At 71.2% G+C, this 21,243-nt stretch carries 24 protein-coding genes; 10 read left to right on the forward strand and 14 right to left on the reverse strand.

What is annotated here, in order from left to right; all coding sequences use genetic code 11:
• Window positions 1-121: 121 nt before the first annotated feature.
• Genes IM767_RS17855 through IM767_RS17870 form a run of 4 tightly spaced genes read left to right on the forward strand, consistent with a single transcriptional unit; the run spans window position 122 to window position 3,673 of the window.
• A complete protein-coding gene (locus tag IM767_RS17855; RefSeq protein ID WP_109208691.1) occupies window positions 122-1,060 on the forward strand; it encodes an ABC transporter ATP-binding protein in 939 nt (312 codons plus the stop codon).
• On the forward strand, window positions 1,057-1,872 hold the full coding sequence (locus IM767_RS17860) for an ABC transporter permease (protein ID WP_109208692.1): 816 nt from the start codon (window positions 1,057-1,059) through the stop codon (window positions 1,870-1,872). The genes IM767_RS17855 and IM767_RS17860 overlap by 4 nt, the downstream gene beginning before the upstream one ends.
• Before the next feature lie 17 nt (window positions 1,873-1,889).
• A complete protein-coding gene (locus IM767_RS17865) occupies window positions 1,890-3,071 on the forward strand; it encodes a sensor histidine kinase (protein ID WP_109208850.1) in 1,182 nt (393 codons plus the stop codon).
• Complete coding sequence (locus tag IM767_RS17870; RefSeq protein WP_109208693.1) at window positions 3,068-3,673, forward strand: response regulator transcription factor; 606 nt, start codon at window positions 3,068-3,070, stop codon at window positions 3,671-3,673. Before IM767_RS17865 ends, IM767_RS17870 begins: the two co-directional genes overlap by 4 nt.
• Before the next feature lie 159 nt (window positions 3,674-3,832).
• Here the strand turns inward: IM767_RS17870 and rplI are convergent, their stop codons facing one another.
• The 5 genes from rplI to IM767_RS17895 form a co-directional block, all read right to left on the reverse strand.
• On the reverse strand, window positions 3,833-4,285 hold the full coding sequence (rplI, locus tag IM767_RS17875) for a 50S ribosomal protein L9 (RefSeq protein WP_106815587.1): 453 nt from the start codon (window positions 4,283-4,285) through the stop codon (window positions 3,833-3,835).
• Window positions 4,286-4,296: 11 nt separating this feature from the next.
• Entirely contained in the window at window positions 4,297-4,551 is a 255-nt protein-coding gene (rpsR, locus tag IM767_RS17880) for a 30S ribosomal protein S18 (RefSeq protein ID WP_005054609.1), read from the reverse strand.
• Window positions 4,552-4,629: 78 nt separating this feature from the next.
• Window positions 4,630-5,154: a single-stranded DNA-binding protein gene (locus IM767_RS17885; RefSeq protein ID WP_109208694.1), complete on the reverse strand. Its 525-nt coding sequence runs from the start codon at window positions 5,152-5,154 to the stop codon at window positions 4,630-4,632.
• Window positions 5,155-5,159: 5 nt separating this feature from the next.
• Window positions 5,160-5,528, reverse strand: a complete 369-nt coding sequence (gene rpsF, locus IM767_RS17890) for a 30S ribosomal protein S6 (RefSeq protein ID WP_109208695.1) — start codon at window positions 5,526-5,528, stop codon at window positions 5,160-5,162.
• Between the two features lie 115 nt (window positions 5,529-5,643).
• Window positions 5,644-6,948 carry a nucleotide disphospho-sugar-binding domain-containing protein gene (locus IM767_RS17895; RefSeq protein ID WP_239453094.1) on the reverse strand — a complete coding sequence of 435 codons (1,305 nt, stop codon included), beginning with the start codon at window positions 6,946-6,948 and terminating at the stop codon, window positions 5,644-5,646.
• A 110-nt stretch (window positions 6,949-7,058) separates the two neighbouring features.
• Here IM767_RS17895 and IM767_RS17900 point away from each other — a divergent pair, with 110 nt between their 5' ends.
• Entirely contained in the window at window positions 7,059-7,727 is a 669-nt protein-coding gene (locus tag IM767_RS17900) for a TetR/AcrR family transcriptional regulator (protein ID WP_109208697.1), read from the forward strand.
• Window positions 7,728-7,769: 42 nt separating this feature from the next.
• Here the strand turns inward: IM767_RS17900 and IM767_RS17905 are convergent, their stop codons facing one another.
• Window positions 7,770-8,969: an acyl-CoA dehydrogenase family protein gene (locus IM767_RS17905; RefSeq protein WP_109208698.1), complete on the reverse strand. Its 1,200-nt coding sequence runs from the start codon at window positions 8,967-8,969 to the stop codon at window positions 7,770-7,772.
• 196 nt (window positions 8,970-9,165) lie between these two features.
• Here IM767_RS17905 and IM767_RS17910 point away from each other — a divergent pair, with 196 nt between their 5' ends.
• Window positions 9,166-10,362 carry a hypothetical protein gene (locus IM767_RS17910; protein ID WP_109208851.1) on the forward strand — a complete coding sequence of 399 codons (1,197 nt, stop codon included), beginning with the start codon at window positions 9,166-9,168 and terminating at the stop codon, window positions 10,360-10,362.
• A gap of 263 nt (window positions 10,363-10,625) precedes the next feature.
• Complete coding sequence (locus IM767_RS17915; protein WP_109208699.1) at window positions 10,626-11,114, forward strand: FBP domain-containing protein; 489 nt, start codon at window positions 10,626-10,628, stop codon at window positions 11,112-11,114.
• A 33-nt stretch (window positions 11,115-11,147) separates the two neighbouring features.
• On the opposite strand, the gene IM767_RS17920 is transcribed toward IM767_RS17915, so the two are convergent.
• From IM767_RS17920 to IM767_RS17945, 6 genes are all read right to left on the reverse strand, one after another.
• Entirely contained in the window at window positions 11,148-11,576 is a 429-nt protein-coding gene (locus tag IM767_RS17920) for a DUF779 domain-containing protein (protein ID WP_109208700.1), read from the reverse strand.
• A 114-nt stretch (window positions 11,577-11,690) separates the two neighbouring features.
• A complete protein-coding gene (exaC, locus tag IM767_RS17925; protein ID WP_109208701.1) occupies window positions 11,691-13,241 on the reverse strand; it encodes an acetaldehyde dehydrogenase ExaC in 1,551 nt (516 codons plus the stop codon).
• Window positions 13,242-13,408: 167 nt separating this feature from the next.
• Window positions 13,409-14,740, reverse strand: coding sequence for a GAF domain-containing protein (locus IM767_RS17930; RefSeq protein ID WP_109208702.1), 1,332 nt, complete (start codon window positions 14,738-14,740; stop codon window positions 13,409-13,411).
• A 188-nt stretch (window positions 14,741-14,928) separates the two neighbouring features.
• Complete coding sequence (locus tag IM767_RS17935; protein ID WP_109208703.1) at window positions 14,929-15,306, reverse strand: group I truncated hemoglobin; 378 nt, start codon at window positions 15,304-15,306, stop codon at window positions 14,929-14,931.
• Between the two features lie 48 nt (window positions 15,307-15,354).
• Complete coding sequence (locus IM767_RS21065; protein ID WP_109208704.1) at window positions 15,355-16,251, reverse strand: DivIVA domain-containing protein; 897 nt, start codon at window positions 16,249-16,251, stop codon at window positions 15,355-15,357.
• A 15-nt stretch (window positions 16,252-16,266) separates the two neighbouring features.
• Entirely contained in the window at window positions 16,267-17,469 is a 1,203-nt protein-coding gene (locus tag IM767_RS17945; RefSeq protein WP_109208705.1) for a globin domain-containing protein, read from the reverse strand.
• A gap of 163 nt (window positions 17,470-17,632) precedes the next feature.
• On the opposite strand from IM767_RS17945, the gene IM767_RS17950 reads away from it, so the two are divergent.
• Both IM767_RS17950 and IM767_RS17955 read left to right on the forward strand, forming a co-directional pair.
• Window positions 17,633-18,049, forward strand: coding sequence for a helix-turn-helix domain-containing protein (locus IM767_RS17950; RefSeq protein ID WP_198426106.1), 417 nt, complete (start codon window positions 17,633-17,635; stop codon window positions 18,047-18,049).
• Window positions 18,050-18,084: 35 nt separating this feature from the next.
• Window positions 18,085-18,612: a hypothetical protein gene (locus tag IM767_RS17955; RefSeq protein WP_109208707.1), complete on the forward strand. Its 528-nt coding sequence runs from the start codon at window positions 18,085-18,087 to the stop codon at window positions 18,610-18,612.
• Between the two features lie 21 nt (window positions 18,613-18,633).
• On the opposite strand, the gene IM767_RS17960 is transcribed toward IM767_RS17955, so the two are convergent.
• Window positions 18,634-18,975, reverse strand: coding sequence for a winged helix-turn-helix transcriptional regulator (locus IM767_RS17960; RefSeq protein WP_198426107.1), 342 nt, complete (start codon window positions 18,973-18,975; stop codon window positions 18,634-18,636).
• 79 nt (window positions 18,976-19,054) lie between these two features.
• Here IM767_RS17960 and IM767_RS17965 point away from each other — a divergent pair, with 79 nt between their 5' ends.
• Window positions 19,055-19,711, forward strand: a complete 657-nt coding sequence (locus tag IM767_RS17965) for an FMN-dependent NADH-azoreductase (RefSeq protein WP_109208709.1) — start codon at window positions 19,055-19,057, stop codon at window positions 19,709-19,711.
• A gap of 80 nt (window positions 19,712-19,791) precedes the next feature.
• Here IM767_RS17965 and IM767_RS17970 read toward each other — a convergent pair whose 3' ends face one another.
• Complete coding sequence (locus tag IM767_RS17970; protein WP_109208710.1) at window positions 19,792-21,225, reverse strand: CCA tRNA nucleotidyltransferase; 1,434 nt, start codon at window positions 21,223-21,225, stop codon at window positions 19,792-19,794.
• Window positions 21,226-21,243: the final 18 nt, after the last annotated feature.

A 21,243-nucleotide genomic window follows, 5' to 3' on the forward strand; every position in this document is an offset into this window, starting at 1 on the left:
CGGTCGAACCGCCGCATCCCGCGTCGGCCCGCTCGCCGGCCATATCCACATGACGGATGTCACAGGCAAGTCGTGACGCCCGTGTGAGGGATCGCGACGCACCCGGCGCGACGCTGGTGCCATGGAATCGACACAGATCCTCGACCGGGCGGCGGTCCCGGCATCCGTCTCTCCCCTCGCCGTCGACGCGACCGCCTTGCGCAAGTCGTTCGGCGCAGTCCGAGCGGTCGACCACGTGACGCTGAAGGTGCGGCCCGGTGAGGTCGTCGCCTTCCTCGGCCCGAACGGCGCCGGCAAGACCACGACGATCGACATGCTGCTCGGCCTGTCGCAGCCCGACTCCGGCAGCGTGCGCGTCTACGGCGAGTCGCCCCGCGCGGCCATCGCGCACGGCCTCGTGTCAGCGGTGCTGCAGACCGGGGGGCTCCTGCCCGACATCTCGGTTCGCGAGACGCTCGACCTCACGGCGAGCCTGTTCGCCGACACGCGCCCCGTCGCAGAGGTGCTGCAGCGCGCGGGCATCTCCGACCTCGCCGACCGGCGCGTCGGGCTGTGCTCGGGCGGGCAGCAGCAGCGCCTGCGCTTCGCGATGGCGCTGCTCTCCGACCCGGGACTGCTGATCCTCGACGAGCCGACCACGGGCATGGACGTCGAGGGCCGGCGCTCGTTCTGGCGTGCCATCCGGGCTGATGCCGCGCGCGGGCGAACCGTGCTGTTCGCGACGCACCACCTCGATGAGGCGGACGAGTACGCGGACCGCATCGTCCTGATGAATCGCGGTCGCATCGTCGCCGACGGCGCGACGGCCGAGATCAAGAGCCTCGCGTCGGAGCGTGCGGTGAGCGCGACTCTTCCCGGAGCCGACCCCGTCGCGCTCGCCGCTCTGCCCGAGGTCGACAGCGTCGAAGCACTGGGCGACCGGTACACCATCCACACCCGGGACTCGGACGCCGTGGCCCGGCATCTGCTGACCCGCACCGACGCGCGCGACATCGAGATCGCCGCGCAGACCCTCGAGAGCGTCTTCCTCTCCCTCACCTCCCAAGGAACGGCATCATGACCACCACCACGATCAGCGACCGCGTCTCTCTCCAGCGTCGAGTGCCGCCGGCGGGCGGCTTCACGCTCACCTATCTGTGGATCGAGCTGAAGCGAAAGCTCCGCAGCAAGCGGATCCTGCTGTTCACCGTCGCCTTCCCCGTCGCGATGTTCGTCATCATCGGGCTCCCCCTGCGCGCAGAGCAGCTCACGGCGACGCCGCTGTCGCAGGGCGGGCCTTCCGTCGCCGCCTACATCATGGTGTCGATGGCGATGTACGGCGCCATGATGTCGTCTACGCAGACCGGAACAGCGATCGGCAGCGAGCGCGTACACGGGTGGAGCCGTCAGCTGCGGCTGACCCCCCTGAACCCGCTCGTCAACGTCGTCGTCAAGACGATCGCGGGCATGATGCTGGGCCTGCTCGCCGTCGCCGGCACGTACCTGGCGGGCGCCGTCAGCGGCATCCAGCTGACGGGGGCTCAGTGGATCGCCACCGGTGCGGCGAGCTGGCTGCTGGCCAGCGCCGTGTTCACGACGCTAGGTCTCGCCGTCGGGTATCTCGTGCCGGGCGATGGAGCGGCCCAGATCACGGGTCTGGGGATCGCCCTGCTGTCGTTCCTCGGCGGGCTCTTCACCCCGCTCAGCGCCATGCCCGACTTCGTCCAGGTGATCGCGCGGTTCACCCCGGTGTACGGCATCAGCCAGATCGCCCGTGCGCCCCTCACCGGCGCGGGCGTCGACATGCTGTGGTTCGTCAACGCCGTGGCCTGGCTCGCGGTCTTCGCCGCCGCCGCCGCGTGGGCCTTCCGCCGCGACACGAAGCGGGTCTGAGCCCTAGGGTGATGACCATGCACGAGGCGCCTCGCGGCGGCCGGCTGCGTGCCGACGACCCTGGTCCGGACGTGTCCCGACCGGGGTCGCGGGCAGCGACCCCCACCCTCCGCCGCGTTCGGCGGGTGCTGCGGTCGCGCGCGGCGGCGAGCTGGTACCTCGGCGGCGGGGTCGCCCTGCTGTGGCTGATCGGCCCCGCGCAGGACGTCATCGCTCAGTCGGGGTCCGCCGCGTCGGCGGCGATCGGGGTGACCTTCGTGATCGTGTTCGCGCTGGCGTTCCTGCTGTCGACACCCATCGGCTGGGTTCTGCGCGACCGCGGGCGGATCGCGGTGTGCGTGGTCCTGTTCGCCCTCTCCTTCGACCTCTACCCGTGGCTCGGATGGGGCATCGCCGCATTCTGGACGTACGTCGGCGTCACCTTCGGAATGTGCGTGTTCCCCTGGCGGTGGACCTGGCCGCCGATCCTCGGCCTCGGCCTGCTGGCACTCGTGACCAACGGCATGAGCGAGGGCTGGGACGAGAACGTGCTCTGGGTGCCGGCGATCATCGTCTCGATCTCGCTCATGATGGCCTCCTTCGCCCGCACGACTGCGGCCATGAACGAGCTGCGGCAGACGCAGAAGCAGCTGGAGGCGCTGGCGGTGGAGCGCGAGCGCGGGCGCGTGGCCCGCGACATCCACGACATCCTCGGCCATTCGCTGACGGTGGTGACCGTGAAGGCGGAGCTCGCGGGCCGGCTCGTCGACGTGGACCCCGAGCGCGCCAAGGCCGAGATCGCCGAGGTGGAGTCCCTCGCCCGCGGCGCCCTCGCCGATGTGCGCGCGACGGTTGCCGGCGTGCGCACCGTCAACGTGAGCGGCGAGCTCGCGGCGGCACGTGCGGCTCTGGCCGCCGCCGGGATCGACGCCGAACTGCCTTCGTCGACGGATGCCGTGCCGCCGGCTCGCCGCGAGCTCGCGGGCTGGGTCGTGCGCGAGGGCGTCACCAACGTCGTCCGGCACTCCGGCGCGGCCCGGTGCCGCATCACGCTCGGCCGCCACGAGGTGGAGGTCGCCGACGACGGAGTCGGCCCGACCGCGGCGTCGGAGGGTGCCTCGGGACTGGCGGGACTTCGGGAGCGCGTCGAGGCGGCGGGCGGCCGGCTGAGCGTGGGGCGGAGCGATCTCGGCGGATTCAGTCTGCGGGTGACGCTGTGATCCGGCTGCTCATCGCAGACGACCAGGCGCTCGTGCGAGGTGCCCTGTCGGCGCTGCTCGGGCTGGAGTCCGACATCGAGGTGGTCGCCGAGGTGGGGCGGGGCGACGAGGTCGTCGACGCGGCGCTCGCCGCGCGCCCCGACGTCGCGATGCTCGACATCGAGATGCCCGGGATGGACGGGATGACCGCGGCGAGCGCCCTGCGTGCGGCGCTTCCGGACTGCCGGGTGCTCATCGTCACCACCTTCGGACGACCCGGCTACCTCAAGCGCGCGATGCAGGCGGGCGCGTCGGGATTCGTGGTGAAGGACACCCCGGCCACGCAGCTGGCCGACGCCGTCCGCCGAGTCGCGCAGGGGCTGCGCGTCGTCGATCCCGCCCTCGCCGCGGACTCGCTCGCCCAGGGCGATTCGCCGCTCACCGAACGCGAGACCGATGTGCTCTCGGCGGCGCAGACCGGCGGCTCGATCGCCGACATCGCCCGGATCCTCCACCTGTCCGAGGGGACCGTGCGCAACCACCTCTCCAGCGCCATCGGCAAGACCGGCGGTCGCAATCGCGCCGACGCCGCGCGCCTCGCCGAGGAGAACGGCTGGCTCTGAGTCCCGACGCCGCGTCCAGAGCGCGCCAACTGTCGCACGTGGCCCGGATACGGCGCAGTACGTGCGCTTTCGGCAGGTAGACGACGGATGCCGCAGACCCGAAGGTCTGCGGCATCCGTATCGATCCCTTCGACAGGCTCGGGGACCGAAGATCTCGCCTTACTTGGCGGCGACCACCTGCAGGGTGATCACGGCGGTCAGGTCGTCGCGGAGACGGACCGTGGCCTCGTGCTCGCCCGTCGACTTGATCGGCGAGGTGATGTGGATCTTGCGCTTGTCGAGGTCACCGAGACCCGCGGCCTTGACCGCGTCGGCGACGTCGGCGGTCTTGACCGCACCGAACAGGCGACCCTCGGCGCCGGCCTTGACGGCCAGGCGGACCTTGTTAGTCTCGAGGTTGTTCTTCAGCGCCACAGCCTCTTCGTGGTCGTGGATCGCGCGCGCCTCGCGGGCGGCGCGGATCGACGCCACCTGCTTCTCGCCACCGCGGGTCCACGCGACCGCGAAGCCCTGGGGGATGAGGTAGTTGCGGGCGTACCCGTTCTTGACCTCGACCACGTCACCGGCGCTACCGAGCCCGGCGACCTCGTTCGTGAGAATGAGCTTTGCCATGTGGGTACTCCTTAGCGGCCAGCGCCGGCGTAAGGCAGGAGCGCCATTTCGCGCGCGTTCTTGATCGCCTTGGCGATCAGACGCTGCTCCTGCACCGAGACACCGGTGATACGACGGGCACGGATCTTGCCGCGCTCCGAGATGAACTTGCGGAGGGTGGCGACGTCCTTGTAGTCGATGACGCCGACACGGATCGCCTTCGCGGGAGCGGCGTTCTTCGCGCCCTTCCGCGGCTTCCGGCGGTCGCCGGTTGCCTTTCCAGCCATGGTGTTTCCTTTACGTTTTCGTGATCGGATGCCTCGTCACCGCGGCATCCGGAATCTGTCTGAGATCGAGATCGACCCTTAGAAGGGGGTGTCGTCGCCGTAGGCGCCCGGGGCAGCCCACGCGTCGCCGCCACCGGCGCCCGTCGAACCGGGCGTCGACCACGGCTCGTCGGCGACCTGGGCCGGACGAGACTGGCCGCCGCCACCGCCGAAGCTGCCGCCGCCACCGCCGGAGCCGCCCGCAGCGCGCGTGACCTGAGCGGTCGCGTAGCGCAGCGACGGACCGATCTCATCGACCTCGAGCTCGATCGCGGTGCGGTTGTTGCCCTCGCGGTCCTGGTAGCTGCGCTGCTTGAGGCGGCCGGTCGCGATGACCCGCATGCCCTTGGTCAGCGAGCCGGCCACGTGCTCGGCGAACTCGCGCCACACGCTCGCGCGGAGGAACAGCGCTTCGCCGTCCTTCCACTCGTTGGCCTGACGGTCGAAGTTGCGCGGCGTCGACGCGATCGTGAAGTTCGCGACGGGGAGGCCGTTCTGCGTGTAGCGCAGTTCGGGATCAGCCGTGAGGTTTCCCACGACGGTGATGATCGTCTCGCCGGCCATGACCCTTAGGCCTTCGCAGCCTTGGCGGTCTTGCGGGCGGCGCGCTCGTCGGCACGGGCCTTCTCCGAAGCGACCATCGCGATGGCCTCCTCAGCGCGAAGGACCTTCGTGCGCATGATCTGCTCGCTGAGGTTCAGCTGGCGGTCGAGCTCCTGGGTGGTCTCGGCCGTCGCGGTGAAGTTGACGACGGCGTAGATGCCCTCGGTCTTCTTCTGGATCTCGTAGGCGAGACGGCGCTTGCCCCAGATGTCGATGTTCTCGATGGTGCCGCCGTCGGTCGTGATGACCTTCAGGAACTTGTCGAGGTTGGCGCCGACCTGGCGCTCGTCGATCTCAGGGTTCAGGATGACCATGAGTTCGTACTGGTGCGTCACTAACCCACCTCCTTCGGACTAGAACGGCTGTCGGGCATTTCCCGGCAGCAGGAGGGTGTGTTGCACGTCATCCGACTGACCGCGCGTTAGTGCGCGTGCGGACAACCTGGACAGTTTACCTGATCGTCCGGTCCGCCGCCGAATCGGTCGCGGCGGCCTTGTCGGGGCCCTCGCCGGCGGCCTCACGGGGAATGACGGCGGCGAGCACCGCGTCGAGGGTCGCGAGGGCGTCCGTCGCGCGGATGTCGTCTCCGATGCGCCGGGCCGCGGTGCGGTAGGACTCTTCGCCGAGCACCCGGTCGACGGCGCGCGCGAGTTTGGCGGGCTCGGCCCTGTTCGTCCGGAGGTTGATGCCCGCGCCCGACCAGCCCACGCGCGCCGTCACCTCGATCTTGTCTTCGGTCTGCCCGGCGACGACGAGCGGGATGCCGTGGGACAGAGCCTGCTGAACCCCGCCGTAGCCGCCGTTGGATACGAGCGCGTCGACCTTCGGCAGCAGCAGGTCGTAGGGCAGGTAGCGCTCGACGCGCACGTTGCGGGGCACCGGTCCGACGGCCGATGGCGGCCTGCCTCCCGTCGACACCACCACGAGCACATCGCGATCGGCGAGGCCGTCGATCGCGGGCCGCACCAGCAGCGAGAAGTCCCGGTTGGCGACCGTTCCCTGCGTGACATGCACGACCGGCCGAGGATCATCGAGTTCGGCCCACCACTCCGGCAGTTCGGCGGCGCGCGACGGTGCCGACGGCAAGGGACCGGCGAAGCGAACCGTCGACGGCAGGTCTGCGCGCGGATACTCGAACGACGGCACGGTGAACTGCACGTACGCGTCGCAGTAGGGGGCGCGGTCGAACAGCGAGCCGTCGAGGGGCCGGCCGGTCAGCTCCTCGCATGCCGCGTCGAGCTCGCCCAGGACCGGCCCGAAGACGGCTTTGTCTGTGACCAGGCGCAGCGCCCGATTGCGGAGGCGCCCGATCGGGCCCGCCATCGGCGGCAGACCGGTGCCGAAGGGCGCGAGGTCGGCACCGGTGCCGCCGAGCGGGAAGATGCCCAGCGGAATGATCGCGGGGCGCTGGGCGCGGGGGCGCTGATTCAGGAACGCTGCACCGACGAACAGCCCCTCGGTGAGGATCGCGTCCGCCGGCTCGGCGGCCAGCGCGTCCTCGAGGGCCCTCAGCTGGTCGCGCGCGGGGGCGATGAAGAGGTTGCGCAGATCGAACCGGATGCCGGCGGCGCCGGTGAGTGCAGCCCGCTCGGGGAACAGCTCGTTCGCGCGGTCGAGATCGATGTCGGCGTCCACCGGCAGTGGGATGAACCGCGCACCGGAGGCGGTCACCGCCTCGCCGTACTTTCTGCCGGTGAGGAAGCGCACTCGGTCACCGCGACCGACCAGGTGGCGGGCGATCGTGAGCAACGGCATGACATGACCGTGCGCCGGCGTGCAGCAGATCAGATAGGAGCGCATCAACGACCTCCGGATAGAATTGGCTTGCTCGTCAGATGATTCACTACCCCTGAGGGAAAGTCAATATGCCGTCAGTGCAGCCTGCTCCCGATGGTGCCGCGCCCACGCGGGCGTACCGGTCGGAGCTCCGCGAAGCCCAGGCGCGGCGCACGCGTGAGCGCATCCTCGAGAGTGCCGCGATCGCCTTCTCCGCCACCGGGTATCAGGCCACCACGCTCGCGGCGATCGCGCGCGAGGCGGGCGTGTCCACCGAGACCGTCAAGTCCGCCGGCTCGAAGTCGGATCTGCTCATCCGCTCCTTCGAAGTGCAGTTCGCGGGCGTCGAGGGTGCGGAGAGCCTCACCGAGACGGATGCTGGGCGGGGAGTGCTCGATCTGCCCACCGAGCTGCTGATCGACGCGGTGGTCGCTGCGGTGGCCGACGCCAACGCCCGCGGCAGCCGGCTGTGGACGGTTCTGCTCGGCGCCGCCCTGTCGGACCCGCTCGTGGACGAGGCGCTGCGTCGGATGCTCGCCAGCCGACGGGCCGATTTCATCGGGCTGGCAGGCCTTCTCGTGGAGCGCGGAGTGGCCGACCCCGGGCTCGACGTCGAGCGCGCCGCAGCCGAGCTGTCCTTCCTGATGTCGCCCGAGAGCTACGAGCAGCTCGTCCGGCAGTCCGGGTGGAGCGATGACGACTATCGCCGGTGGATGGCCGGCGCGATCGCGCGCGCGATCGGCACTTCACCGTCGTAGCGCCCGCGGTGTCTCCCCGTCCCGTGGCCGCGACGGGGTCGCTCAGCGGAACGCGGAGATGCCGGTCAGGTGCTGACCCAGCACCAGAGTGTGCACCTCGTCGGTGCCCTCGTACGTGCGCACCGACTCGAGGTTGGCGGCGTGCCGGATCGGGGAGTGGTCGAGCAGCACGCCGTCGCCACCCAGGATCGTCCGCGCTTCGCGGGCGATCTCGATCGCCTCCCGCACGTTGTTGAGCTTGCCGAGCGAGATCTGCGTCGGCGTCAGGGTGCCGGCATCCTTCGCGCGCCCGATCTGCAGCGCGAGCAGCGCGCCCTTCTGCAGCTCCACCACCATGTCGACGAGCTTGCGCTGCGTCAGCTGGAACCCGGCGATCGGCCGCCCGAACTGCTCCCGGCGCAGGGCGTGCCGCAGCGCGGCCTCATAGCTGTCGCGCGCCGCGCCGAGCGACCCCCAGACGATCCCGTACCGTGCGTCGTTCAGGGCTGAGAAGGGTCCGCGGAGCCCGCGTGCCTCCGGCAGGAGAGCGGATGCCGGAACCCGCACCTCATCGAAGCGCAAGCCGGTCTGGACCGACGCCCGCATCGACCCCTTCGGCTCGAGCACCGTCACCTCGTACCCTCGGGTTCCGGCCGGCACGAGGAATCCGCGGACGCCGTCGTCGGTCTGCGCCCACACGACCGTCACATCGGCGATCGACGCCAGGCCGATCCAGCGCTTCGCGCCGGAGAGGATCCAGTCGCCGCCGTCGCGCCGCGCGAAGGTCGTCATGCCTGACGGGTCGGAGCCCGCGGTCGGCTCGGTGAGGGCGAAGCCGCCGATCGCCGCGCCGGCGGCCATCCTCGGGAGCCACTCCTGCTTCTGCTCCTCGCTGCCGAACCGGTGGATCGACCCCATCACGAGGGAGCCCTGTACCGAGACGAACGTGCGGATACCCGAGTCGCCCGCCTCGAGTTCGAGCGCGGCCAGGCCGTACTCGACGGCGCTGCGGCCGGGGCATCCGTATCCGTCCAGCTCCATGCCGAGCACGCCCAGGCGGCCGAGCTCGGGGGCGAGCTCGGCGGGGAAGTGCGCGCGATCGAACCAGTCGGCGATGTGCGGCCGGATCTCCGCGTCGACGAACCGACCCACGCGTTCGCGGACCGCCCGCTCGTCGGCGCTCAGGAGCGCATCGATGCCGAGGACGTCGGAGGCCTCGCGGAGCGCCGCCAGGTCGTCGGGGTCTCTCGGGGCATCGGTCATGGCGCCTCCTCGCGCAGAACTCGTCGTGCGCGCGCTTGCGCACCCCTCGATCATGCCCTGGCCCGTGTGACGGGGTGCAGAACTCCTCCAAGAGCGGGGCCGAGCCGCCGACGGGACGCCGGCGGCGCACCCGAGCACGCGGATCGAAGGAGTTCTGCCGCGGGAAGCACTCGAGAGCAGCGCTAGCGTGGTCGGCGTGAGTGCTCCGTCCGCCGCGTCGTATCCGTTCGACGCGCGCCCGCTGCTCGAGCCGGTGCCGCCGGGCGCGGCGCGGGCGTTCGACCAGGAGCTGCGCCGCACCGGGCGCGTCGCGAGCTCGTCGTTCGGCGCAGTGTTCGGCGTCGTCATCGCGCTCGTCGTGCTCGTGGTCTTCGGCTCCGTAGCGATCACGATGATCTCCGCGGTGCTGGCTGCCGTGACCTCCGGTGCGGGCGGCTCAGGCGGGCTCGGGGTCCTCTTCGCCGTGCTGCCGGTCGTGGTGCTCGGGATCATCGCCGTTGTCGCAGTCACGCTCTTCGTCAACGGCTTCCGCACCGCCCGCGAGCGCCGGTACCGCCTCGACCGCTTCGCACGCGCCAACGCGATGCGGTACGAACCGCGACTGGACGACCCCGGCCTGCCGGGCATGATCTTCTCGATCGGCAGCAGTCGCCACTCGAGCGACCTGGTGCGCGGTGAGCGTCCGCGCTTCGTCGAGTTCGCGAACTACCGGTACACCACGGGTTCGGGCAAGAACCGGCAGACCCATCAATGGGGCTACGTCGCGGTGAAGCTCGACACCCCGCTCCCGCACATCGTGCTGGACGCGACGAGCAACAACGGCCTGTTCGGCTCGAACCTGCCGCTCACCTTCGACCGAGATCAGAGGCTCAGCCTCGAGGGCGACTTCGACCGCTATTTCTCGCTCTACTGCCCCGCGGACTACGAGCGCGACGCCCTCTACCTGTTCACGCCCGACATCATGGCCCGCTTCATCGACAACGCTGCCGCGCTGGACGTCGAGATCGTCGACGACTGGCTCTTGCTCTACGCCAAGCGCGACTTCTCCACGCTGGACCCGCAGACCTGGGCGTGGCTCTTCTCCGTCGTCGGGGCCCTTCTCGACAAGTTCGCGCAGTGGGCGCGGTGGCGCGACGAGCGGCTGGCCGCCGCCGCGGCGGATGCGATGACGGATGCCTCGCCCTTCGGCTCCGCGACGCCCGCGGTCGCGGTGCAGGGTGGCGCGGCATCCGTCCCCTTCGCGCCGCCGCTCGACGCGCTGCGACCGCCACCCGGCGTCGCACCGGGCGGACGGCGCCTGCAACGGGGCGTTCCCTGGGTGACCATCGTCGCGGGCGGGATCGTGGTGCTGTTCTGGATCCTCACCCAGGTCGGTCCGGCGTTCCTCCGCTGATCCCCTTTCCGGCCGATCCCCATCCCTGCCGACGTGAAGGCGGGCGAGCGTATGCTGTCGGGCGTGCATTCGACGTTCACGACGCCCGGCGGGCGTGAGGGGGTACTCGGCGCTCCACGCGCCGAGCGGAGGTAGCCGCGCGCGTCGCATGGTCTGACTCTGACATCACGCGCGACGCCACCCGACTCTCCGCGGACCGCCCGGTCTGCGGCATCCCTCCCTCTTCGTCGTCCCACGGGCGACCCTTCGTGAATCAAGGAATCATGCACGCATTCACCGAGAAGGACATCCGCGCGTCCTTCGTCAACGCCTCCCTGCGCGAACGCAACGCCCTGGTCGTGCCCGACCTCGCCCACGTGGCCTGGGAAGACCTCGACTACTTCGGCTGGCGCGACCCGAAGCAGCCCCTCGCCGGGTTCATCGTGGTGCCGGTCGACGACGCTCCGGTCGGCATCCTGCTGCGGCGGACGGAGCAGCGCACGCGCGCCCGCGCCCAGTGCTCGTGGTGCGAGGACGTCACCCTGCCCAACGACGTCGTGCTCTTCGGGGCCAAGCGCGCCGGCAAGGCCGGCCGCAACGGCGACACCATCGGCACGCTCCTCTGCGAGAACTTCGAGTGCTCCGCGAACGCCCGCCGGCCTATGCCGCCCGCGTACCTCGGGTTCGACGTCCAGGCGGCGCGCCAGCGTCGCATCGAGGCGCTGCGCGCCCACGCCGACGGGTTCGCGCGCGAGATCCGCGACAGCGCCTGACTTCCGCGAGAGCGCCCGCTGGGCGGCGGGTGTTCAGCAGGATGAGGCGCCGTCCACGAGCCCGAAGTGAGCCAGCTCGGCGTCGTCGAGCATGCGCGAGCGGATGATGAAGCGATGGCCGGTCGGGCCCTCCACGCTGAAGCCCGCACCGCGTCCGGGAACGACGTCGATGGTGAGGTGCGTGTACTTCCAGTATTCGAACTGCGCCGCCGAGATGAAGACCTCGATCGCGCCGGCCTCTGACCCCGCCGAAGGGCCGAGGCCCACGTCGAGCTCGCCGAGCCGCACGTCCGACGGACCCGTGAGGAACATCCCCACCGGGAAGCACATCGGCGAGCTCCCGTCGCAGCAGCCGCCGGACTGATGGAACATCAGCGGGCCGTGCTGCGCGGTGAGCTGCCGCAGGAGGGATGCCGCGGCATCCGTCACCGCCACGCGCGAGTGGGTGCCGGTGGTGACCATCGCGTCCTCCTCGGACTGGCAGGAAAGGGGGCGACCCGGGCGGCGCGTGTGGGGCGCGCCGCCCGGGCCATGGGTGCCGGTCCCGCGACCCCCCGGAGAGGACCGGCTGGCCGATCAGAAGAAGCCCATCGCTCCGTCGGCGTACGACACGAGGAGGTTCTTCGTCTGCTGGTAGTGGTCGAGCATCTTGAGGTGGTTCTCGCGGCCGATGCCGGACTGCTTGTAGCCGCCGAAGGCCGCGTGCGCGGGGTACTGGTGGTACGTGTTCGTCCAGACGCGGCCGGCCTCGATCGCGCGTCCGGCTCGATAGGCGGTGTCACCCGAGCGGCTCCAGACGCCCGCGCCGAGGCCGTAGAGCGTGTCGTTGGCGATCGACACGGCGTCGTCGAAGTCGTCGAACGACGTGACCGAGACGACCGGCCCGAAGATCTCCTCCTGGAAGATCCGCATGTCGTTCGTGCCCTCGAAGACGGTCGGCGCCACGTAGTAGCCACCCGACAGGTCGCCGCCGAGGTCGACGCGCTCGCCGCCCGCGAGCAGCTTCGCGCCGCCGGCCCTGCCGATCTCGATGTACGACAGGATCTTCTCGAGCTGGTCGTTGGAGGCCTGCGCGCCGATCATCGTCGCCGGGTCGAGCGGGTTGCCCTGCACGATCTTCGAGACGCGGTCGAGGCCGTCGCCGAGGAACCGGTCGTAGATCGAGCGCTGGATGAGCGCGCGCGACGGGCACGTGCACACCTCGCCCTGGTTGAGGGCGAAGAACGTGAAGCCCTCGAGCGCCTTGTCGTAGTACGCGTCGCCGGTGTCGCGCGCGACGTCTTCGAAGAAGACGTTCGCGCTCTTGCCGCCGAGCTCGAGCGTCACCGGGATGAGGTTCTGCGAGGCGTACTGCATGATGAGGCGGCCCGTCGTCGTCTCGCCCGTGAACGCGACCTTGCGGATGCGCTTGTGCTGCGCGAGCGGCGCTCCGGCCTCGATCCCGAACCCGTTCACGATGTTGACGACACCGGCCGGGAGGAGGTCGCCGATGATGTCGAACAGGAACAGGATCGAGGCGGGCGTCTGCTCGGCCGGCTTCAGCACGACGCAGTTGCCGGCCGCGAGGGCGGGGGCGAGCTTCCACGTGGCCATCAGGATCGGGAAGTTCCACGGGATGATCTGGCCGACCACTCCCAGCGGCTCGTGGAAGTGGTAGGCGACGGTGTCTTCGTCGAGCTGGCTGAGCGAGCCCTCCTGCGCGCGCAGCACGCCCGCGAAGTAGCGGAAGTGGTCGACGGCGAGCGGGATGTCGGCGGCCAGCGTCTCGCGCACCGGCTTGCCGTTCTCCCACGTCTCGGCGACGGCGATCTTCTCGAGGTTCTGCTCGATGCGGTCGGCGATCTTGTTGAGGATATTGGCGCGCTCTGCGGGAGTCGTTCGCTTCCAGCTCTCGAACGCGCGCCAGGCGACGTCGACGGCGCGGTCGACGTCTTCGACCGTGCCGCGGCCGACCTCGGTGAAGGGCTTGCCGGTGACGGGCGAGATGTTCTCGAAGTACTGGCCCTTGACGGGCTCGACCCACTCACCGCCGATGTAGTGGCCGTAGCGGGGACGGTAGTCGGCGATCGAGCCGCGCTGCCCGGGGGCGGCGTAGACGCTCGAGACGCCCTCTTCGACGATGGTCATGCTGGTCTCCTTCGACGCTTCCGCGACGGTCCTCGTCGCGATGCGTCGAAGATAGGCCGCGCCACGTTGCATCACGTTGCATACCCGGTCGTCGACCCCCTCGCCGAGGGCGCACGAACTGCACGATCAAGCGCCGATCCGCGACACTGTCTGCGCTCTCGGCGTCGTCAGCTCTCCAGGCGCTCGATGCGCGCCACCAGCCCCGCGCGGCGCGGCGAGCGGGCGGGAAGCATGGTGAGGCACAGGCGGAGCAGCTCGATGTCATCGACGGCGGCATCCGTCTCGGCGAACGCGAGGAGCACGTCGACGGATGCCTCGGCCATGAGCGCTTCGCGCAGCGCCGTGCGGACGGTGTCGCGGAACTCCTCGACCCCCGGCGCGACCGAGTCGGGCAGCACATCGCCGCGGTAGGCGGCGAGCGCGACCCGGTGCGCCCCGCGGTCCAGAAGCGACAGCACCCGGTGCGCATCGGTCTCGACCTCGACCGCGATCCGGTACGGCCGCGACTCCGGCACGAGGGCGGGCGCCGCCGTCGTGAGGGTCTTGCGCAGGCGCACCATCTCGGCGCGGAGGGTGACGGATGCCGCATCCCCGCCGCTCTCGCCGTACACCAGCTCGCCGAGCCGCTCCGCCGACAGACCCTGGCGGTGGATGGCGAGCATGAGCAGCAGCTCGGCGTGACGCGGGCCCAGTTCGGAGACGGTCTCGGTGCCCTCGCCGACGACCTCCAGCAGCGCGCGGTCGCGGCCGAGTACATGGAGCGTCGCGCGCGTGGGCTCGGCGCGCCGCCTCGTCCTGCGGGCGGGTCGCTGCGGGGCGGCTCGAGCGCGAAGCCGGGAGACCAGCAGCTCGCTCTCGATCGCCCGGGCGGTGGCATCCACCAGCAGCTGAGCCTGCGGGGTGACGGCCTCGAGCCCGCCGGTGACGTCGATCACCCCGAGGATGCGCCGCGTCTCGGGGTCGTGCAGCGGCGCCGCGGTGCACGACCAGGGCTGCACCAGGCGGTTGAAGTGCTCGGCGCCGTGGATCTGCACCGACCGGTCCAGCGCGATCGCGGTACCCGGGGCGGCGGTCCCCACGGCATGCTCCGACCAGTTCGCACCCTCGACGAACCCCATGTCGCCCGTGAGCCGGCGCACATCGCGGTCGCCCTCGACCCACAGCAGCCGTCCCGCGGCGTCGCCGACCGCCACCACGACGCCCGACTCCGACGGCTCGCCGGGCAGCAGCAGTCCGCGCACCATGTCGATCACCCCGGCGAGCGGATGCGCGCGCCGGTAGGCCTCGAGCTCCTCGGCCGTGAGGTCGAGCGGCGGCAGTGCCTCGGCCCCGACGAGGCTGTCGAGGGAGCGCCGCCAGGACTCGCGCACCAGCATCCGCACGTCGCGCAGTCGTTCGTCGCCCGCGTTGCCGGCGACGAGCTCCTCGTGGGCGCGCTCGATCAGCAGACGGGAGTTCTCGGGCGAGACCTCGCGCCGCTGCGACCAGGGTGACGACACGGCGGCTCCGATCGGCGTCGGTGGAGCGTGCGTCCAGTGTAGGGGCCGCGCCCCGGCGCGGTCAGGCCGGTCCGCCCGGTCTGACCGCAGCGGCGCGGTCAGGTCGGGGCGCTCGGTTGGACCGTGGCGCTGCGGTCGGACCGTGGCGGTGCGGTCGGATCGCAGCGGCGCGCCGTCCGCACCGAGGGTCAGGCCGCGGCGGAGGTGACCTTCTCGCGCAGCGGCATGAGGGCGCCCGCGACCTGCGCGATCGCGTCGGGGTCCACGCCGGCCTCCTCGAGCGCCGCGGCAGCGTGCCCGATGACGCGGTCGAAGTCGGCGTCGGTGATGCCACGGCCCGCGTGGGCCACGGTCAGGTCCTTGCCGCGGTATCCGTCGGGGCCCCCGGCGGCCGCCGCGAGGAACAGCGCCATGTGGCGCTTCTGCTCCACCATGCGCGTCTCGGAGAAGAACGGTGCCAGGGTCTCATCGCCGAGGATCCGGCGGTACAGGCTGTCGACGACGGCGGCGATGCCGTCGCCCTCGCCGAGGCGCTGGTAGAGCGTCGCTTCGGTGGTGTCGGTCATGTGGTGTGCTCCGATCGTGAGGGGGATGGATGCTGTCCGCAGGGGTGGTCAGTACTCGCTCGAGCTTCGCCGGCGCCAGGGGCTGTCGCCCGCGGGCTGCTCGAAAGCCGGGGCGGGCTGCTCGAAAGCCGGGGCGGGCTGCTCGAAGGCCGGGGCGGGCTGCTCGAAGGCCGGGGCGGGCCGCTCGTCGGCGGGCTCGGGCGCGGGCCGCGCGGCGGCGTCCGGCGAGAGCCGCGGGGCGGCTTCGGGCGCGAGCCTCGGGGCGGGGCCGGGGTGGGGCGGAAGAGTCCGGGCCGGCGTGGCGCCGAGGCGGCCCAGCTCGCGCTCGATGGACTCGAGCAGCGAGTGCACCTGGGCGGTCGCCATGCGCGCGAACTGGCGGGCGCGGACCACCTCGTCGGGCGACGCCGGGCCCGCAGCCGCGAGATCGTCGGTGGCGAAGGCGAGGGCGGGCGAACGGTCGGCCGCCCACGGGTCGGAGGCCGCAGCACCGACCACCGGGATGGCGCCGGTGTCGGTCGGCGTCGTGGCCCCCGTCGGTGTCGTGGCCGCCGCCGCGGCGGCGGCGATCTGGCCGGGGTGCGCGGCGGCCTGCTTCTCGATGGAGTGGGCGACGTGCTGGGCGCGTTCGATGATCTCGCGGTACTGCTTGCGCGCGGTCTCGATGAGGTCCTTCGCGTACGACTCCGCCTCGGCGACGGCGTCGTCGGCGATGCGCTGCGCACTGCTGAGCAGCAGGACGGCGCGGCTGGAGATCTCGCCTTCCTCGGTGTTGACGCCGTTCGCGGTGAGCGCGTCGTTGTTGCGCCACGCGAGCTCGAGCGCGTCGGCCGCGGCCGTCAGGACCGCCTGCACCTCGGAGCGGGAGTATCCGCTGCGTTCGTCCGAGAAGGACGCCTGTCGAAGGGATTCCGGCGTGATGGATACGGATTGGGTCGCGGTCATGGTCGTCTCTGCCCTCTACTGGGTTCCCCTCGCGGTGCCCGACCGGACCAGTTCCGGGGAGTGAGCCTGATCGCCGGTGACGCGGGGTTGCTGGGTGAACGGGTCTTCGTACTTCTCGCTGCGGATGCTGTGCTCGTCGAGTCCTGCACGACGCAGGACGTCGGTCGTGTGGTCGACCATGCGCGGCGAGCCGCAGATCATCGCGAGGCGGTCGTCCCAGGGCCCGTCGGCGGCCGCGATGTCGCCGATGAGTCCGCGGGGTCCGGGGAACGAGGGGTCGTCCGACACCGCGTAGGTGACGGTGAACCACGGCGCGTCCGCGTAACGCTCGAGTTCGGGCTTCGCGTAGAAGCCCCACGGATGCCGCGCTCCGTGGTACAGCGCCACGCGCGGGCCGTCGCCGCGCGACGCGTGACGGCCGGCGACCTGGTCGAGCACTGCGAGCAGCGGCGCAAGGCCCGTGCCACCCGCGACGAGGAGGAGGTCGGGCCACTCGCTGCCGAACGGCAGGGTCAGCAGCTCGCCGATGGGCGGGCCGAGCCGCACGCGGTCGCCCGCCGCGACGTCGCGCAGGAGCGCACCGCTGACCTGGCCTCCCGCGACGAGCTGAACGTGGAAGGTGATGGTGCCGTCGGCGCGCGGCGCGTGGGTCGGGGAGAGGTAGCGCCACTGGCGCGGCCGCTGGGGGATCTCGATCGCCAGCGACTGGCCGGCCTGATAGCGGTACCGATCGTCCGGGCGGATCGTCACAGTGCCGACATCCATGCCCCGCCGCTCGGTCGACACCACCTCCGCCGCCCAGGTCGCGGGCTCGGACTCCACCGCCTCGGCGGCCGTCACCATCGTCGTCGCGATGAGTCCGTAGGCCTCAGCCCAGTCCGCCGCGAGCTCGGCGGTCCACGCGTCGCCCAGGAAGTGCTTCAGCGTCGCCAGCAGCGACGCGCCGACCGCGGGGTAGTGGTCGGCCACCGTCCCGAACTTCCGATGGTCGCGGCCCAGGTCCTCGATGTAGGGCACGACGTCGCCGACGCGGTCGACGTTGCTGACCATGTGGCCCAGCGCCTTGACCAGACGGTCGCGCTGCGCGGCCATCGCGACCGGGAAGAGGTCGCGCGTCTCGGGGTGTGCCAGGAAGAGATGCGCGTAGAAGTACCCGGGTACCGCGTCCCCGTGGGCAGCGACCTGTGCCCAGGTCCGCTTGAGCGCGTCTGCATCCACCAGTTTCGTATCCCATCCATCGGCCGGTTGATACCGGCCGACGCTAGTACGTTGCACCTGTAACTGCAAAGCGTCCACGTGCATCTGCAACCGGATATCCTGCCTGTGCGCCGTGCTTCCGTCTGCGGCGCGTCACGGGTCGGGGGGCCTTATGACCGTGTTGTTGACGAACGGGACAGTTCTCGTCGAAGAAGGCCTGCGCGCGCAGGCCGCCGATCTCCTGGAGGGCGCGCCGGATCCCGCCCGGCTCGAGTTCGCGCTCACCGCCGGCGGCGGGTCCGCGACCGCCGTGACGCCGGAGCTGAACTCGTTGCTGTTGCAGGTGCTGCGCGGGCTCGCGCGCGGGCGCGTGTCGGTCACCACGCTTCCGGAAGAGGTGACCACCACCGTGGCGGCGGAGCTCGTCGGCGTCTCGCGTCCGACCCTGATGAAGCTGGTGCGCAGCGGTGAGCTGCCCTCCCGGCAGGTGGGCAGTCACACCCGGCTGGCCACCGGCGACGTGCTGGCGCTCCGCCGGAGGCGGGCCCAGGCGCGCCGCGAGGCCCTCGAAGCCCTGCGCGACCTCGACGACGAACTCTGAGCGGATCGACAACCTTCGCTGGGTAGTCTGACCAGGTGCTCCAACGGGTATTCGTCGACGCCGACGTCCTCGCCGCACGCACACCGTTCGAATGGCTGGCGCTCCTGTGCGATGAGACCGAGGACTGGTTCCAGCTGCATTCCACGTCCGGCGCGGTGGCAGAGGCCGTCCTGCTGTGGACCGCAGAGGATCCGGCGCGGCGCGAAGGCTGGTCGGGTCGTCGCCACGACCTGCTCGTCGCGAGCCTCGACGAGGTGCTCGCCACCCCTGCCGGCCGGTCCGAGGCGGATCCAGCCGACGCCGCCGCGGCCGGCGGCGCGCACGTGCTCCTTTCGTCGCGTGCCGGCGAGGTCGCGGGTGGGGATGAGCTGCCGTTCGAGGTCTACACCGTCGACGAGTTCCTCTGCCTTCTGGACGACACCGCCGCGGCGCACGTCCGCCGTGTCACCGAACGGCAGCAGGACCGGCACCACGCCGGCGCGGCGAGCAGGGGCCTCGTCGAGTCGCTCACGGGCGCCGGGTGCCCCGCGTTCGCGGAGCGCGTGTCGCGTCACCTGCGCTGACGCGGGAACGGATGCCGCGCCTCAGGCGCGGGAGGGGACGACGAGGTTGTCGCGTGCCCAGGCTCCGAGCTGCTCCAGGACCGGGATCAGCTTCTCGCCCTGCAGGGTCAGCGCGTAGCTGACGGCGACCGGGGGTCCGGGGTCGACGTCCCGGGTGACGAGACGGGTCTCCGCGAGTTCGGTCAGGCGGTCGGAGAGCACGGCGTCGCTGATGCCGGTGACCGTGCGCTTCAACGCCACGAACGAGAGCGGTCCACTGCTGAGGGCGTCCAGGATCATGCCGTTCCAGCGTTTGCCGAGCACCGAGAAGGCGAGCGAGATCGCCGCGTCGCACGCGGGTCCTCCGTGCTCGTCCTCGGCCATCCCCTCATCGTACCGTGCTACTGTCTGCATAGTCACTCTACTTTTCATAGTGACTATGAGAATGCGATCAGGAGCTTCGATGACCCTCTTCCGCCTGGATGCCAGCATCCTTCCCGCCACTTCCGCCAGCCGTGAGCTCGGCGACCTCGTGGAGGCCGAGTGGACCGCCGCCCACCCGACCTCGTCGGTCGTGCGTCGCGACCTGTCGGCCGACCCGACGCCCGCGACGGCATGGCGCGACGCGGTGCAGGGCGGGTTCACGCCCGAGGCCGACCGCACCGACGCGCAGCAGAGCGCGATCGCGCTCGCCCGCACGTACGCCGACGAGCTGCGCGGCGCCGAGGCGCTGCTGTTCACCGTCCCGCTCTACAACTACGGCGTCTCGCAGCACTTCAAGACCTGGTTCGACCTCGCCTACACCGTGCCCGGGATCGACCCGCAGGGAACCGACCTCCGCGGCAAGCCCGCGACGCTCGTGACGGTGCTGGGCGGCAACTACGCCGAAGGCACACCCAAGGCCGGCTGGGACCACTCCACCGACTGGCTGCGGCGCGTGCTCGTCGACGTCTGGGGCCTCGACCTGCGCCTCGTGCAGCGCCCCTTCACCCTCGTAGGCGTGAACCCCGCCCTCGACGCCTTCGCGGAGCCGGCCGCCGAGCTCAAGCGCACGGCCGAGTCGGCCGCGGTGCGCTCCGGCCGCGAGCTCGCCGACCTGCGAGGGTCGCGAGTCGCCTGACCCCGTCAAGGATCCGGGAGGAACGTCGGCTGACGGTGGCCAGGCTGCCCGCGGCGGCGTTTCTCCCGAATCCTTCGCGCTCAGCCGGAAGAGCGCGCCGCCCACCACTCTCGCAGGCGCCGCTCGGCCTCCTCCTCGCCCACGACGCCCTCATCCAGTCGCAGGTCCAGCAGGAAGCGATAGGCCTCGCCGACCTCGCGTCCCGGGCTGATGCCGAGCACCTCCTGGATGCGGTTGCCGTCGAGCTCGGGGCGCATCGCGTCGAGCTGCTCCTGCGCGGCGAGCTCGGCGATGCGGCGCTCGATGTCGTCGTAGGCGCGGGCCAGGCGCCCGGCCTTCTTGACGTTGCGGGTGGTGACGTCTGCCCGCGTGAGGATGTGCAGGCGCTCGAGCTCGGCGTCGGCATCCCTCACATACCGGCGCACCGCGGAATCGGTCCACGCGCCCTCGGAGTAGCCGAAGAACCGCAGGTGCAGCTCGATCAGCCGAGTGACGCTCGCGATCGTCGCCGAGTCGAAGCGCAGCGCCTGCAGGCGCTTGCGCGCCAACCGCGCGCCCTTGAGGTCGTGGTGATAGAACGTCACACCGCCGCCCGGCTCCAGGCGCCGCGTCGCCGGCTTGCCGATGTCGTGCAGCAGGGCAGCGATCCGCAGCGGCACGTCGGGGGCGGCATCCGGGTGCCGCGACTTCTCGAGCTCGATCGCCTGGCGGAGCACCGTCAGCGAGTGCTCGTACACGTCTTTGTGGTGGTGGTGCTCGTCGACCTCGAGCTGCAGCGCAGGGATCTCGGGCAGGAACTCGCCGATCAGCCCGGTCTCGACGAGGAGACGGATGCCGCGCACCGGGTCGTCCGTCGCGAGCAGTTTCACCAGCTCGGCCTGGATGCGCTCCGGGCTCACGATCTCGAGCGTGTGGCGCAGGTCGGCGATGGCGGCCTCCGTGGCCGGGTCCACGCCGAACCCGAGCTGCGAGGCGAACCGGGCCGCCCGCAGCATGCGCAGCGGGTCGTCGCCGAAGCTCACCGCGGGATCCGTGGGGGTGCGCAGCACGCCGCGCACGAGGTCCTCGACGCCGCCCGTGGGGTCGACGAGGGTCTGGCTCGGCACCCGCAGCGCCATCGCGTTGACCGTGAAGTCGCGGCGGACGAGGTCTCCCCCGATCGTGTCGCCGAACTCGACAGTCGGCTTGCGGGTGACGCCGTCGTAGCTGTCGGCGCGGTAGGTGGTGATCTCGACCTGCTCGCGGTGGACGCGGGCGCCGATCGTGCCGAATGCGCGGCCGATGTCCCACTGCGCGGTCGAGATGGGCGTCACGATCCGCAGGATCTCGTCGGGCCGCGCGTCGGTCGTGAAGTCGAGGTCGTTCGTGCGACGGCCGAGCAGCGCGTCGCGCACGGGGCCACCGACGATCGCCAGATCGTGGCCGGCGTCGGCGAACGCGCGGGCGAGCGTGGCGACGACGGGAGACTCGGCGAGCACGCCGAGGCGCGCGATGCCCTCGGCCATGTTGAGCATGGCCTCCAGCCTACCGAG

This window comes from Microbacterium ureisolvens, assembly GCF_015278315.1.
Lineage (GTDB): Bacteria > Actinomycetota > Actinomycetes > Actinomycetales > Microbacteriaceae > Microbacterium > Microbacterium ureisolvens.